The organism is Siminovitchia sp. FSL H7-0308, assembly GCF_037980985.1.
GTDB lineage: Bacteria > Bacillota > Bacilli > Bacillales > Bacillaceae_C > Siminovitchia > Siminovitchia thermophila.
In genome coordinates this window covers 2074362-2089694 of record NZ_CP150282.1, presented here as the reverse complement: position 1 = coordinate 2089694, position 15333 = coordinate 2074362, and the positions used below count along the sequence as shown (strand labels likewise).

At 43.6% G+C, this 15333-nt stretch carries 12 protein-coding genes; all 12 read left to right on the top strand.

Features of this window, described 5'->3' with window-relative positions; translation table 11 throughout:
• The first annotated feature begins 10 nt into the window (after positions 1-10).
• Entirely contained in the window at positions 11-775 is a 765-nt protein-coding gene (locus MHB50_RS09910; RefSeq protein ID WP_077111710.1) for a FliA/WhiG family RNA polymerase sigma factor, read from the top strand.
• Positions 776-787: 12 nt separating this feature from the next.
• Complete coding sequence (locus MHB50_RS09905) at positions 788-1297, top strand: hypothetical protein (protein ID WP_340085210.1); 510 nt, start codon at positions 788-790, stop codon at positions 1295-1297.
• Between the two features lie 162 nt (positions 1298-1459).
• Positions 1460-2188: a 30S ribosomal protein S2 gene (rpsB, locus tag MHB50_RS09900; RefSeq protein WP_077111708.1), complete on the top strand. Its 729-nt coding sequence runs from the start codon at positions 1460-1462 to the stop codon at positions 2186-2188.
• 93 nt (positions 2189-2281) lie between these two features.
• Complete coding sequence (tsf, locus tag MHB50_RS09895) at positions 2282-3163, top strand: translation elongation factor Ts (RefSeq protein ID WP_077111707.1); 882 nt, start codon at positions 2282-2284, stop codon at positions 3161-3163.
• A gap of 82 nt (positions 3164-3245) precedes the next feature.
• The gene (gene pyrH, locus MHB50_RS09890; RefSeq protein ID WP_077111706.1) at positions 3246-3971 is read left to right on the top strand and encodes a UMP kinase; all 726 of its coding nucleotides are present in this window, start codon (positions 3246-3248) and stop codon (positions 3969-3971) included.
• A complete protein-coding gene (gene frr, locus MHB50_RS09885) occupies positions 3971-4528 on the top strand; it encodes a ribosome recycling factor (RefSeq protein WP_077111705.1) in 558 nt (185 codons plus the stop codon). The genes pyrH and frr overlap by 1 nt, the downstream gene beginning before the upstream one ends.
• A 213-nt stretch (positions 4529-4741) precedes the next feature.
• Positions 4742-5536 carry an isoprenyl transferase gene (locus MHB50_RS09880; RefSeq protein WP_077111704.1) on the top strand — a complete coding sequence of 265 codons (795 nt, stop codon included), beginning with the start codon at positions 4742-4744 and terminating at the stop codon, positions 5534-5536.
• The gene (locus MHB50_RS09875; RefSeq protein ID WP_077111703.1) at positions 5536-6324 is read left to right on the top strand and encodes a phosphatidate cytidylyltransferase; all 789 of its coding nucleotides are present in this window, start codon (positions 5536-5538) and stop codon (positions 6322-6324) included. The genes MHB50_RS09880 and MHB50_RS09875 overlap by 1 nt, the downstream gene beginning before the upstream one ends.
• Positions 6325-6351: 27 nt before the next feature.
• Positions 6352-7494 (top strand): 1-deoxy-D-xylulose-5-phosphate reductoisomerase, encoded by a 1143-nt coding sequence (gene dxr, locus MHB50_RS09870; protein WP_339165452.1) that lies wholly within the window; start codon positions 6352-6354, stop codon positions 7492-7494.
• A gap of 15 nt (positions 7495-7509) precedes the next feature.
• A complete protein-coding gene (gene rseP, locus MHB50_RS09865; RefSeq protein ID WP_340085209.1) occupies positions 7510-8775 on the top strand; it encodes an RIP metalloprotease RseP in 1266 nt (421 codons plus the stop codon).
• 21 nt (positions 8776-8796) lie between these two features.
• Positions 8797-10506 (top strand): proline--tRNA ligase, encoded by a 1710-nt coding sequence (locus MHB50_RS09860; protein ID WP_340085208.1) that lies wholly within the window; start codon positions 8797-8799, stop codon positions 10504-10506.
• A 339-nt stretch (positions 10507-10845) separates the two neighbouring features.
• Positions 10846-15177, top strand: a complete 4332-nt coding sequence (locus tag MHB50_RS09855; protein WP_340085207.1) for a PolC-type DNA polymerase III — start codon at positions 10846-10848, stop codon at positions 15175-15177.
• Positions 15178-15333 lie beyond the last annotated feature (156 nt).

Genomic DNA, 15333 nt, shown 5'->3' with positions numbered 1-15333 from the left:
GGAGATATATATGTCACTTTCCCCACCTCTTGAAGAACGGAGGCATTGGGATCTCTGGAAAAAAACAAGGGATGAACAATCCGGCAACCATTTGGTAAAAAAATATATGCCTCTCGTTTCATACCATGTCCAGCGGATTTCCGTCAATTTGCCTAAAAATGTAAGTCGGGAAGAGTTACGGAGCCTTGGGCTCATTGGTCTTTTGGACGCATTTGAAAAATTTGACCATTCCCGGGATCTAAAGTTTGAAACGTATGCATCGTTTCGGATAAGAGGCGCGATTTTGGACGGCCTTCGGAAGGAAGATTGGCTTCCGAGAAACACCCGCGACAAAGCAAAAGAAATCGAATCTGTGCAGCAAAAGCTAGAACAGCAATATATGCGGCGTGTAACCGTAGAAGAGATTGCGCAAGAGCTCGGCCTTGATGAAACAGATGTAACGAAAACATTAAATGAATATTATTTTTCACAAATTATTTCAGTGGATGATTTTTTAACTGGAGACGAAGATCAAGAACATCACGGCTATATCATAAAAGATGAACAAACCCCCGGACCTGAGGAACAGCTTGTCCATCATGAATGGCTGGAAGAAATGGCTGGGGCAATCGCCCATCTGACGGAAAATGAACAACTCGTTTTAAGCCTGTTTTATAAAGAGGAGCTAACATTGACAGAGATCGGCCAAGTCCTAGACTTGTCGACCTCTAGAATTTCCCAAATTCATTCTAAAGCGTTATTTAAGTTAAGAAACCAGCTCATGCAATTAAGATAGCGAGGGATCATCTTGACAGCCGTAATGATACTTATTTTATTTTTAATAAACGCTCTTTTGATTTTTGCCATTATCCTCCTGTTTATGCGGCAAAATCGGCTATTGGAGGTTGAAAAAAAGCAGCGGGAAATGCTATCTGAAGCGGAAGAGCTGGTAAGCGGCCTGCTTGCGGAGATGAGGGAAGAAAACGACCGGTTTTTACAGCAACTCGCGCATGCTAGAAAGATGGATGAAAAACCGGGGCAGAACACCTCATATAACGATAAAGCGGACAAACCTGAAGACGTCATTGGAGGCGGGCTATCCGAAGAAGCGATAGACAGTACTGAGGAAACAATAGACATCACTGAAGAAATGTTAGACAGGGTTGAAGAAACGGAAAATGCTCAAGAGGAACAATCCCTCCGAAACCAAGTGGAAGCAATGGCGGCCCAGGGGATGACAATGACAGAGATCGCAAAAGCTCTTGGGAAGGGGAAAACCGAAATTGAACTTGCCATGAAATTTTACCAGCAGGCTTAAAACATTACTTGATTACGATTTTTGATTGTGCTATATTATTTGGTGGTATTAAAACACACGTTTCATAATTTTGTGACAGGGTGCTGTTTGGCATTATTGCAAAAAACAGCCTGCACAAAAAATGATTGAAACGGAGGAAAAAAACCAAGGAGGAAACATTTTATGTCTATCATTTCTATGAAGCAATTGCTTGAAGCTGGTGTACATTTTGGACACCAAACCCGCCGTTGGAATCCTAAAATGAAGAAATACATTTTTACGGAAAGAAACGGTATTTATATCATCGACTTGCAAAAAACTGTGAAAAAGGTCGAGGAAGCTTACAAATTTATGAGAGAGCTTGCCGAAAACGACGGGAAAGTTTTATTCGTCGGAACAAAGAAGCAAGCCCAGGAATCTGTTAAAGATGAAGCGGAGAGAGCTGGACACTTTTATGTCAACCACCGCTGGCTCGGCGGAACTTTAACGAATTTTGAAACAATCCAAAAAAGAATCGAGCGCTTAAAAGCGATTGAAAAAATGGAAGAAGACGGAACATTTGACGTTCTACCGAAAAAAGAAGTTGTCATGCTGAATAGGGAACGTGACCGTCTCGTCAAGTTTTTAGGCGGAATCAAAGACATGAAGACTCTTCCTGACGCAATGTTTATCATTGATCCGAGAAAAGAGCGCATTGCAGTGGCTGAAGCCCGGAAGTTAAATATTCCGATTGTGGGTATTGTTGATACGAACTGCGATCCGGATGAAATTGATTATGTGATTCCGGCAAACGACGACGCAATCCGCGCGGTTAAGTTGTTGACAGCTACAATGGCCGATGCCTTGTTGGAAGCTAAATACAGCGAAGAAGAGCAGGAAGAAGAAGAAGCGTCTGAAACTGCCAATGCATAACAGTTAATGCAGTGAAAAGGTGATAAGAGTGGATACGCTTGTCACCTTTTTTTAAAACAACTTGGTTCGTATCTCATTCAAGGAGGAAAAATAATGGCAATTACTGCACAAATGGTAAAAGAACTGCGTGCCAAAACAGGTGCGGGCATGCTAGACTGCAAAAAAGCACTAACAGAAACAAATGGAAACATGGAAGAAGCAATTGACTTTCTCAGAAAGAAAGGCATGGCTTCGGCAGCAAAAAAAGCTGATCGGATTGCAGCCGAAGGAACAGCTTATATCCTCAGTGAGGGCAATGAAGCTGTCATCTTAGAAGTGAACGCCGAAACAGATTTTGTTGCAAAAAACGAAAACTTCCAAGAGCTTGTAAAAGAATTGGCCCAGCATTTGCTTGCCAACAAACCTTCATCATTGGAAGAAGCACTTGAGCAAAAAATGAGCGGCGGCGAAACTGTCACTGAATATATTAACTCAGCCATTGCGAAAATCGGTGAAAAAATCACGCTTCGCCGCTTTGAAGTAAAAACAAAAACGGATAATGGCGTATTTGGTGAGTATTTGCATATGGGCGGACGCATTGGTGTTTTGACTGTTCTTGAAGGAACGACAGACGCCGATGTTGCCAAGGATGTTGCGATGCATGTCGCCGCAATCAAGCCTAAATACATTTCTCGCGATCAAGTGCCTGCGGAGGAAACAGAACGCGAACGCCAAGTGTTGACAGAGCAAGCCTTAAATGAGGGCAAACCGGAAAAAATTGTTGAAAAAATGGTGGAAGGCCGACTCGGCAAATTTTTTGAAGAAATTTGTCTGCTTGACCAATCCTTTGTAAAAAACCCTGATGAAAAAGTTGGTAAATTTGTCAGCTCAAACGGAGCGAAAGTTGTCGATTTTGTTCGTTATGAGGTCGGCGAAGGGTTGGAGAAACGCCAAGAAAACTTTGCTGAAGAAGTAATGAATCAAGCGAAGAAATAAATCATCCAGATTTAAAGGGAACACTTTGTGTTCCCTCTTTTACAAACTGAAAATGGAATACATAATTGATTTGGAGGTTCAGATGAGCATCCCGAAATATAACCGAGTTGTACTGAAATTGAGTGGAGAGGCGTTGGCGGGTAAAGAAGGCTTTGGCATTAATCCGGCCATCATCAAATCCATTGCGGAGCAAATAAAAGAAGTGGCGGAGCTTAATGTTGAAATTGCCGTAGTTGTTGGCGGAGGAAATATTTGGAGAGGGAAAGTCGGAAGCGAAATGGGAATGGACCGGGCTACAGCAGACTATATGGGTATGCTCGCAACAGTCATGAACTCGCTTGCCCTTCAAGACAGCCTCGAACAATTGGGAATTGAAACGCGGGTTCAAACGTCGATAGACATGATTCAAGTAGCTGAACCTTACATCAGGCGCCGAGCCATTCGCCACCTCGAGAAAAAGCGCGTTGTCATTTTTGCCGCTGGTACGGGAAATCCTTATTTTTCAACGGACACCACTGCCGCTTTAAGGGCTGCCGAAATTGAAGCGGACGTCATTTTAATGGCGAAAAACAATGTTGACGGCGTGTATAATGCCGATCCGAAGCTTGATAAAGATGCTGTCAAATATGAGCAGCTTTCATATCTTGACGTTTTAAAAGAAGGATTGGCCGTCATGGATTCAACCGCTTCATCACTTTGCATGGACAATGATATTCCGCTGATCGTCTTTTCTTTTACGGAAAAAGGAAATATTAAGCGCGCTGTGTTAGGTAAACAAATCGGAACGATAGTAAGGGGGAAGGAATAATGCCTAATCAAGTAATCTCGAATGTCAAAGAGAAAATGAAAAAAGCCATTCAAGTCTACACCCGGGAATTGGCCAGCATTCGTGCCGGACGAGCAAGCGCGGCACTTTTGGACAAAATTTCAGTTGATTACTATGGTGTCCCAACACCGATCAATCAATTAGCGACAGTCTCCGTTCCAGAAGCACGGCTTCTCGTTATTCAACCTTACGATAAAGCGGTTTTGGGCGATATGGAAAAAGCCATTTTAAAATCTGACCTTGGCCTTACACCGGCAAATGATGGTTCTCTTTTAAGAATCTCGATTCCACAGCTGACGGAAGAACGTCGCAAAGAGCTTGTGAAACAAGTAAAAAGAGAAGCGGAAGATGCCAAAGTCGTCATCCGGAATATTCGCAGAGATGGGAACGACGAATTAAAAAAGCTTGAGAAAAACGGAGACATATCTGAAGATGACTTGCGCTCATATGGAGAAGATATCCAAAAGCTTACAGATGAACACATCAAGAAAATTGATCAGATAACGAAGGAAAAAGAGCAGGAAGTTTTAGAGGTTTAGGCAAATATAATTGATATGATCCCCTCCTATCGGAGGGTTTTTTTATGGGATGATCAAGTTTCCCTCTATTTACGATAACGTCTCTTTTTCGTATTTTATTCTTTCTCTTGAAATTGTAATAATAAATCAGGCGGGAATCATATCGCTTATTCCTTCCAATATGCTAAAATATGTTTGATGCTAGATGCCAGCACTTCTGACGGAGGACTAATTATGTTTAATAAAATGAAGTTATGGAAAACTTCAAAAGATAAAGAAATTAGTGAAGACCGAGTAGGCCAAATAATGAACCAGCCGATACCGCAACATATCGCGATTATTATGGATGGGAATGGCCGGTGGGCGAAGAAGAGGGCACTTCCGAGAATTGCAGGCCATCACGAAGGAATGAAGACGGTCAGAAAAATAACGAAAGCAGCCAACCGCCTTGGGGTGAAAATATTAACATTATATGCTTTTTCAACAGAAAATTGGAAAAGGCCCAAATCGGAAGTGGACTATTTAATGAAGCTTCCGGAAGAGTTTCTCGGAAACTTTTTACCGGAGCTTGTTGAAGAAAATGTGAAAGTATGTACAATGGGCGACACAACCCGTCTACCGGAGACTACACGAAAAGCTGTCAACCATGCGATCAACAAAACGAAACATAATAATGGACTTATTTTAAACTTTGCATTGAACTATGGGAGCCGTGCAGAAATCATTGATGCAATCAAGCAACTTTCCGCCGATGTCAAGGATGGCCGGCTGAATGAAAATGATATTGATGATGAATGCTTTTCCAATTATTTGATGACAAAAAGTTTGCGTGATCCCGATTTATTGATTAGAACAAGTGGGGAGCTGAGATTGAGCAACTTTATGCTCTGGCAGCTTGCCTATACAGAATTATTCTTTATCGATGTATTATGGCCCGATTTTTCAGAAAAACATTTAATGGATGCGATCGAATCTTTTCAGCGCCGCTCTAGACGGTTCGGCGGATTAATCAGCGAGGAGTTTCAGTAATGAAAGAAAGAATTATATCAGCAGTTGTTGCCATGGGAATTTTTTTGCCGCTTGTATGGATAGGCGGACTACCTTTCGTCATTTTGACATATATGATGGCGACTATAGGACTTTTTGAATTGTTACGAATGAAAAAGCAGCCGGTAATGTCCGGACAAAGCTTGCTATCTTTTGTCATGCTTTGGGTCATATTGCTGCCGAACGAATATTTTCAGTTGCTTTTCGCGGGGGCAATGACAAAAATGGAAATTGTATATTTGGCTGTATTGCTCATTTTGTCATATACGGTCGTTTCAAAAAACCGCTTTACCTTTGACAATGCCGGTTTTTCCATCTTGTCGGCACTATATGTCGGTGTCGGGTTCTATTTTTTGATAGCGACTCGTGAAGCGGGGCTTATATATCTTTTTTATGTCCTTTTCGTCATATGGGGAACGGATTCCGGAGCTTACTTTATTGGCAAGTCACTCGGAAAAAGAAAGCTGTGGCCGGTGATCAGTCCCAATAAAACGATCGGCGGGTCCATCGGGGGCATAGTCGTTGCAATTGTCGTTGCCCTGTTGTTTTCTGTCTTTGCGGACATGGGCATTCCTACCTTAAAATTGTTGTTTGTAACGGTCTTATTGTCCATGTTTGGGCAAATGGGGGATTTGGTCCAATCAGCGTTTAAACGCCATTATGGGGTAAAAGATGCCGGCAAGCTTATTCCGGGCCACGGGGGCATTTTGGACAGGTGTGACAGCTGGCTTTTCGTTTTGCCGCTCATACACATTTTGCAAATCATATAAGCGTAGAATTAGTTTAGGAGTGAAATGATGAAGTATGTTAGTTTGCTGGGCGCAACCGGATCGATAGGGACGCAAGCACTGCAAGTCATAAAAGAACATCCGGACCAATTTCGGCTCTGCGCGATTTCGGCTGGAAGAAACATTGACCTAGTCCGAAAAATCATTTCAGATTTTCAACCAAATCTCGTAGCAGTGCTTGAAAAGGAAGACTGTGAACGATTAAAAGCCGAATTCCCGTCCGGGATCAAATTTACTTACGGCAAGCATGGTTTAATCGAGGCCGCGGTACACGACCAGGCCGATATTGTATTAAACGCCGTTATGGGAAGCGTCGGCCTTGTTCCGACAATGCACGCGATTGAAGCTAAAAAAACGATTGGGCTGGCCAATAAGGAAACACTTGTAACGGCGGGTCATATTGTTATGGGTGCAGCTAAAAAGTTCGGAGTGGATATTCTTCCGGTTGACAGCGAACATTCTGCTATTTTTCAGTGCTTGCAGGGAGAAAGCCGGGAAAATGTTTCTAAATTGATCATCACGGCGTCCGGAGGAAGCTTTCGGGATTTGAGCAGGGAAGAGCTGAAGCATGTTACACGACAACAAGCATTGAAGCACCCAAACTGGTCAATGGGTTCCAAAATTACGATTGACTCTGCTACAATGATGAACAAAGGGCTGGAAGTGATCGAAGCACATTGGCTGTTCCATATTCCCTATGAAAACATTGAGGTTCTTCTTCACCGGGAAAGCATCATCCATTCACTAGTGGAATATAAGGATCGCAGCGTCATCGCCCAACTAGGTACTCCGGATATGCGTATTCCGATTCAATATGCACTTACTTATCCGGACAGAATGAAGCTTGATACGAAAGGACTCGGCCTCGCGGAGATAGGCATCCTTCATTTTGAAAAAATGGACATGGATCGCTATCGTTGCCTAAAGCTTGCTTATGATGCGGGAATGAGAGGGGGAACGATGCCCACAGTGTTAAATGCGGCGAATGAAGTAGCTGTCGAAGCATTTTTGAAAGAACAAATTTCCTTTTTAAATATTGAAGAGTTGATTGAAAAAGCGTTGGAAAGGCATAATGTTATTGATCAGCCGGATTTGGCGGCTATAGAGGAAGTTGACCGTGAGACAAGGAAGCACGTTTATACACTCCTGTAAAAGGTGGTTATTTTTTTGAATACAGTCATTGCGTTTATTATTATTTTTGGGGCGCTTGTGTTTTTCCATGAACTTGGACATTTTATTTTTGCCAAACGCGCTGGAATCCTTGTCAGGGATTTTTCCATCGGATTTGGACCGAAAGTGTTTTCTCACACAAAAAATGAGACGAACTATACGATTCGGCTTTTGCCGCTCGGCGGATTTGTCCGGATGGCGGGAGACGACCCCGAAATGGTTGAAATTAAACCGGGTCATCGGATCGCGCTCGTATTGAACGACGATAATCTCGTTGAAAAAATTGTTTTACAGGGGAAAGACCGGTTTCCAAACGCCAGGATTATCGAAGTGGAAATGGCTGATTTGGAACACGATCTGATCATTAAAGGATATGAAGACGAAGAAGATGAGACATTGAAAACATTTCATCTTTCTCGCACCGCAGTCATTGTGGAAGAACAAGCGGAAACACTTATCGCGCCTTGGGACCGGCAATTTGCTTCCAAAAAGCTCGGGGCCAGAGCAATGACGATTTTTGCGGGTCCGATGATGAACTTTTTACTGGCAATTGTGATCTTTACATTGCTCGGTTTTATCCAAGGGGTTCAAGTCAATGAGCCGTTCATCGGTGAACTTCTTCCTGAAGGGTCTGCCCATAAAGCGGGGCTGCAGGAGGGTGATGTTGTCCTGAGCATTGATGGAGCGGAAATTTCGGATTTTGATGACATCACTGAAATTGTACGAAGCCATCCTGAAGAAGAGCTCATTTTTACGGTGGAACGAAATGAAGAAACACTGGACGTTCCGGTGACACCAAAACGGGAAATCATCGAGGATAAGGAAATTGGCTTAATCGGGGTACAAGCACCGGTCGACAAGTCGTTCCTGCGGCTGGCGACATTCGGGTTTGTAGAAACGTACAATTGGACAGTCAAAATTATCGAGTTGCTGGGAACACTTGTTACGGGTCAATTCTCCATTGATATGCTGGCTGGTCCGGTAGGGATTTATAAAACGACAGAGACAGCTGCCCAGGCAGGAATATTGATATTAATGAAATGGGCTGCGTTGTTGAGCATTAACCTCGGCATCATGAACTTGCTGCCGATACCGGCGCTTGATGGAGGCCGCCTCTTGTTCTTCGGCGTTGAGGCGTTGCGGGGTAAACCGATTGACCGGCAAAAAGAAGGAATGGTGCATTTTATCGGCTTTGCGCTCTTGATGGTTTTGATGATTGTAGTCACCTGGAACGATATACAACGCTTTTTTATTATTAAATAACTATAAGTAGAGGTGCAATTGATGAAACAAAGCATGACTTTCATCCCCACTCTAAGGGCAGTTCCGTCTGATGCAGAAATAAAAAGCCATCAGCTGCTTTTAAGAGCAGGGTTTATTAAGCAAATTGCCAGCGGCATTTATTCCTATTTGCCATTGGCAAAAAGAGCACTCGATAACATCGAAAATATCGTTAGGGAAGAAATGGAAAAGGCGGGAGCTGCAGAACTGCTTCTGCCGGCTCTCCAGCCTGCTGAACTATGGCAGGAATCCGGGCGCTGGCATACATATGGCGATGAGTTAATGCGCCTTCATGACCGCCACGACAGACATTTTGCTTTAGGTCCCACTCATGAAGAAGTCATTACGAGTATCGTAAAGGATGCAGTCCAATCCTATAAGCGTCTGCCATTAACCTTATTTCAAATTCAAACGAAATACAGGGATGAAAAGCGCCCCCGTTTCGGGCTGCTTCGCGGGCGTGAATTTATTATGAAAGATGCTTATTCCTTCCATACTTCACACGAAAGTTTGGATGAAGTTTATCAGAAAATGCATGTGGCGTATACGAATATATTTAAAAGGTGCGGCCTGAACTTTAGATCCGTATTGGCGGATTCTGGAGCCATTGGCGGTAAAGACACACAGGAGTTCATGGTGTTGTCGGAGATTGGCGAAGATACCATTGCCTATTCCGATCAGTCCGATTATGCCGCCAACATTGAAATGGCAGACGTCTGTCAAGTTTATGAAAAGCCGGATGTTGCGGAAAAAGAGTTGAAAAAAATAAAAACCCCAGGTCAAAAAACGATCGTGGATGTTTCAGAGTTTCTAAGTGTAAAGCCTTCAGAAGTTATTAAATCCCTTGTAATGCTTGCAGATGAAGAGCCCGTCATGGTACTCGTGCGAGGTGATCACGAAGTAAACGATATTAAAGTGAAAAATGCTTTGAACGCCAAAATGGTAGAATTTGCGGAGGAAGAAAAAACGAAAGAGCTATTGAAATGTTCCTTCGGATCGATAGGGCCGATCCAGATACCATCCGAAATGAAGATCATAGCCGACCATGCGGTCGGGGCAATGGTCAATGCGGTCTGCGGCGCCAACGAAGATGAGCATCATTATATCAATGTTGTACCAGGGCGTGATTTTGCTGTTGACGAATATGCCGATCTCCGGTTTATCCAGGAAGGCGACCCTTCCCCTGATGGAAAAGGAACAATTCGATTCGCGCGTGGTATTGAAGTAGGGCATATTTTTAAATTGGGAACAAAGTACAGTGAAGCGATGTCCGCCGGATTCCTTGATGAAAACGGAAAACCCCATCCTTATATCATGGGCTGTTACGGAATCGGTGTATCAAGAACCCTTACCGCAGTAGCGGAACAGTTCAATGATGAGCGAGGGTTGATCTGGCCTGTGAATATTGCGCCATACGATGTTCATCTTATTCCGATCAATATGAAAGATTCGGAACAAGCGAGCTGTGCCGAACAATTATACGATGAATTACAGGCTGAATACGATGTGCTGTTTGATGACCGCAACGAACGCGCAGGCGTCAAATTTAACGACTCGGATTTAATCGGTCTTCCTGTTCGCGTGACTGTCGGAAAGAGAGCTTCCGAAGGAATCGTGGAAGTGAAAGTCCGGAAGACCGGTGAAATGTTGGAAGTACATCGGCGGGATCTTTCGGCAACATTGCAAAATATTTTTAAAGCATTATCGGTATAACGGTTCTTTCAGGTGACTCCTTTACCCGCATGTAAAAGCCGGCAAGGCTTCCGTCTATATGTGGAGAAGGGTGTCAGATCATTGTCTATTTCCGATAGACAGAACCTGAAAGAATTCGACATCTATCATGCATCAAGGGTATCGGTCACAAATGCTTTGTGACGTACAGGATGTACCAGTGCAATTTGGTGACATCGTTGCCTGAGCTTGCCAACAGGACGCTTTAGAACTGGGCTTTTGTATTATTTCTTATCAGCGGGGGAAGAAAGCCCTCGCTGATTGAAGTTTCATATGATCTTTTTATTGATTGGACGATTAATAGATGGGAGAGGATAAACGATGCAAAAGACGCAAAATCCCGTCGAACAAAAGAAACGTTTCCATCTGCTGCTGCAACAGATCGGCTTAACAGATGACCCGTACATAGAGCACTTGCGGTCTGGACAAATTGAAAAGCTTGTTGTGGATCGCATCAATCAGAAATGGCATTTTTATTTTATTTTTGAGCGGATTTTGCCTTTCCAAATATATGAACATTTCACCAGGAGACTTGAACAGTCGTTTCAACACATTGCCCGGGTTCAATTCTCGTTGTCGATATCGCAAACAACGATCACTGATCAGCTTGTGGCAGATTACTGGCAGGGCTGCTTGAAAGAAATAGAAGGAATGTCTCCTATGCTGCTCAGTCTTTTACATCATCAAACACCCAAAGTCGATGGAAATAAAATCATTGTTCAAGTCCGCAACGATATGGAGGCCAGGACGCTTCAAGAGAAATATGGAAAAATCATCACCGAAGTGTATCAATACTTTGGCTTTCCTTCACTCCTATTTTCAGCAGAAGTCCGCTCCGAAAGTGAATCGAGTGAAGAATATGCAAAATTTGTTGAAGCGAAACGGAAAGAGGATGAAGAGCGGGCAAGACAAGCTGTTTTAGAAATGCAAAAGCTTGAGCAGGAAAGGCGGACAAACGAAGGTGAGTTGCCTTCCGGACCGTTAATGCTTGGGTATGCCATTAAAAATGGTGAAGAGATGAAAAGACTCGAGGAAATAGTGGACGAAGAGCGCAGGGTCACGGTAGAAGGGTATGTTTTTCAGGCAGAGACAAGGGAACTGCGAAGCGGAAGAACTTTACTGACGTTTAAAATGACGGATTATACCGATTCCATCTCCGTAAAAATGTTCTCAAAAGATAATGAGGATGCTTCCATCATGGCCAGTTTAAAAAAAGGCATGTGGGTGAAGGTTCGAGGAAGTGTCCAAACGGACACATTTGCCCGCGAACTGGTCATTATGGCGCAAGACATTAATGAAGTAAAGCCGAAAATACGTGAGGATAAAGCAGCCGGTGATAAGCGGGTTGAACTCCACATGCATACACCCATGAGCCAAATGGATGCTGTTACCTCAGTGGGGGATCTTATTGCCCAGGCGAAAAAGTGGGGACATCCGGCGGTGGCAATTACCGACCATGCCGTCGTTCAATCATTTCCCGAAGCGTTTGGGGCGGGCGGAAAACATGATATGAAGATCATCTATGGGCTGGAAGCCAATTTGGTAAACGACGGGGTGCCAATCGCCTATAATAGCGCCAACAGGCTGCTGGAAGAAGATACGTTTATCGTTTTTGACGTGGAAACAACCGGTCTATCGGCGATATATGACAAAATCATTGAACTGGCGGCAGTCAAAATTCATCAGGGGGAAGTGATTGACAAGTTTGAGAGATTTGCCAATCCCCACCATCCATTGTCCGCAACAACGATTGAATTGACAGGCATTACAGACGATATGGTAGAAAACGCCCCCGAAATCGAGGAAGTGCTGGAAGAATTTAAGAATTGGACAGGGGACGGCATTCTTGTAGCCCACAACGCCTCTTTTGATATCGGCTTTTTAAATAGCGGATATCAAAGGATTGGATTTGATAAAGTCGCAAATCCGGTCATTGACACGCTTGAGCTTGCAAGATTCCTATATCCCGAATTTAAAAACCATCGGTTAAACACGCTGGCAAAAAGGTTTGATATAGAGCTTGTGCAACACCACCGGGCCATTTATGATGCCGAAACAACTGGTAATATCTTTTTGAAAATGCTGGGCGATGCCAAGAAAAAGGGCATCCTTTATCATGATCAGCTCAATGACAATATGGGCAAAGGTGACGCTTATAAACAGGCGCGTCCATACCATTGCACTTTGCTTGCCCAAAATGAAGCGGGTCTGAAAAACTTATATAAACTCGTATCTTATTCGCATCTGCACTATTTTTATAGAGTACCGCGCATCCCGCGTTCTTTGCTGGAGAAACACCGAGAAGGGATTTTGATTGGCTCCGGGTGTGACAAAGGTGAAGTGTTTGAAGCGATGATGCAAAAAGGACGGGCTGAGGCCGAACAGGCGGCCGCCTTTTACGACTACTTGGAAATACATCCCAAGCCTGTATATGCCCCGCTAATTGAGATGGAGCTTGTCAGGAATGAAAAAGACTTGGAAGACATTATCCGAAACATCGTCATGATGGGAGAAACTTTAAACATGCCCGTCGTTGCAACAGGAAATGTCCATTATTTAAATAAAGAAGATAAAATATACCGGGAGATTCTCATAAACTCCCAAGGCGGGGCAAATCCGCTAAACAGGCATAAGCTTCCCGATGTTCATTTCCGAACAACAGATGAAATGCTGTCCGAGTTTTCTTTCCTTGGTGATGAAAAAGCTTATGAGGTGGTTGTCACAAACTCCAATCTCATTAATGACAAGATCGATAAAATAAAACCGATTAAAGATGACTTGTACACACCGAAAATTGAAGGAGCCGAAGATGAAATCAGGCAAATGAGCTACGGCATGGCCAAATCCATTTATGGAGACCCGCTTCCCGAGATTGTGGAAGCCAGGCTCGAAAAAGAACTAAAAAGCATCATTGGCCATGGTTTTGCAGTTATTTACTTAATTTCTCATAAGCTTGTAAAAAAATCGCTTGAAGACGGATATCTTGTCGGTTCACGGGGCTCTGTCGGGTCTTCCTTCGTGGCCACCATGACGGAAATTACGGAAGTAAACCCCCTTCCCCCGCATTATGTCTGCCCCAATTGCAAGCATGCAGAGTTTTTTGATGACGGTTCGGTGGGGTCCGGATTTGACTTGCCCGACAAAGACTGTGTGAAGTGTGGGACAATATATAAAAAAGACGGACATGATATTCCGTTTGAAACGTTTTTGGGCTTCAAGGGAGATAAAGTGCCAGATATTGATTTGAACTTTTCAGGGGACTATCAGCCGAAAGCCCACCATTACACGAAGATTTTGTTTGGGGAAGACTACGTATATCGTGCTGGCACGATCGGAACAGTAGCAGAGAAAACGGCTTACGGGTATGTCAAAGCTTATGAGCAAGACCATAATCTTATGTTGAGAAATGCGGAAGTGGAAAGGCTCGTCCAAGGGTGTACAGGCGTAAAAAGAACAACCGGCCAGCACCCCGGAGGGATTATTGTTGTGCCGGACAATATGGAAATTTTCGATTTCTCACCGATTCAATATCCGGCTGACGCGGTTGGGTCTGATTGGAGAACGACGCATTATGATTTCCACTCCATCGACAGCAACTTACTCAAACTGGACATTCTTGGCCACGATGATCCGACCGTTATCCGGATGCTTCAGGAATTAAGCGGAATTGATCCAAAAACGATTCCGATCGATGACCCGGAAGTGATGAAAATATTCAGTGGTACCGAATCTCTCGGCGTAACAGAGGAACAGATTATGTGTAAAACAGGAACGCTTGGAATTCCCGAATTTGGAACAAGATTTGTCAGGCAAATGCTTGAAGATACAAAGCCGACAACGTTTTCCGAGCTCGTTCAAATATCCGGCCTTTCACATGGTACAGATGTATGGCTTGGCAATGCACAAGAGCTGATTCGTTCAGGAACTTGTACGCTGTCGGAAGTGATCGGCTGCCGGGACGATATCATGGTATACCTCATTTATCAAGGTTTGGAACCGTCTCTTGCTTTTAAAATTATGGAGTTTGTACGAAAAGGAAAAGGTCTTACTCCGGAATGGGAAGAAGAGATGAGAAAAAATAATGTGCCGGAATGGTATATTGATTCATGTAAAAAAATAAAATACATGTTTCCCAAGGCGCATGCCACGGCATATGTTTTGATGGCTGTCAGGATTGCCTATTTTAAAGTGCACCATCCGCTCCTTTACTATGCCGCCTACTTTACGGTGCGGGCAGAAGATTTTGATTTGGAAGTAATGGTCAGGGGTTCTCAGGCGATTCGCTCCAAAATCGAAGAAATCAATGCCAAAGGCCTGGATGCGACGGCCAAAGAGAAAAGTCTTCTTACCGTTTTGGAAATTGCGTTGGAAATGTGCGAACGCAAATTTAAGTTCAAGCGCGTAGATTTGTACAAATCGAGCGCCACCGAGTTTATCATAGACGGAGATTCTCTTATCCCGCCTTTTAACTCTATTCCGGGGCTGGGTACGAACGCGGCGTTGAATATTGTAAAAGCCAGAGAAGACGGAGAATTTCTTTCCAAAGAGGACTTGCAAATCCGTGGAAAAGTATCCAAAACAATTATGGAGTATTTGGACAACCATGGCTGTTTGGAATCACTTCCCGAACAGAATCAATTATCCCTTTTCTAGAAGAAAAGTAGGAACCGCTTTTCTTTGCATACTTGGCGGTAGTTTGCCTTGTTTGCAATTGAAAATCGGTTATGGTATATTTTTATTGGAAATACTATGAATACTCTCGTTGCAAAAGAGTGGGCGCCCCCCACTCTTTCGTATTGTTACGGAAAA

What these genes read in the sequence shown, in the direction of transcription:
- pyrH (WP_077111706.1), top strand. Translation starts at nt 3,246, where the DNA reads ATGAGCATCCCGAAATATAACCGAGTTGTACTGAAATTGAGTGGAGAG.
- tsf (WP_077111707.1), top strand. Translation starts at nt 2,282, where the DNA reads ATGGCAATTACTGCACAAATGGTAAAAGAACTGCGTGCCAAAACAGGT.
- dxr (WP_339165452.1), top strand. Translation starts at nt 6,352, where the DNA reads ATGAAGTATGTTAGTTTGCTGGGCGCAACCGGATCGATAGGGACGCAA.
- MHB50_RS09880 (WP_077111704.1), top strand. Translation starts at nt 4,742, where the DNA reads ATGTTTAATAAAATGAAGTTATGGAAAACTTCAAAAGATAAAGAAATT.
- MHB50_RS09860 (WP_340085208.1), top strand. Translation starts at nt 8,797, where the DNA reads ATGAAACAAAGCATGACTTTCATCCCCACTCTAAGGGCAGTTCCGTCT.
- MHB50_RS09875 (WP_077111703.1), top strand. Translation starts at nt 5,536, where the DNA reads ATGAAAGAAAGAATTATATCAGCAGTTGTTGCCATGGGAATTTTTTTG.
- rpsB (WP_077111708.1), top strand. Translation starts at nt 1,460, where the DNA reads ATGTCTATCATTTCTATGAAGCAATTGCTTGAAGCTGGTGTACATTTT.
- MHB50_RS09855 (WP_340085207.1), top strand. Translation starts at nt 10,846, where the DNA reads ATGCAAAAGACGCAAAATCCCGTCGAACAAAAGAAACGTTTCCATCTG.
- frr (WP_077111705.1), top strand. Translation starts at nt 3,971, where the DNA reads ATGCCTAATCAAGTAATCTCGAATGTCAAAGAGAAAATGAAAAAAGCC.
- MHB50_RS09910 (WP_077111710.1), top strand. Translation starts at nt 11, where the DNA reads ATGTCACTTTCCCCACCTCTTGAAGAACGGAGGCATTGGGATCTCTGG.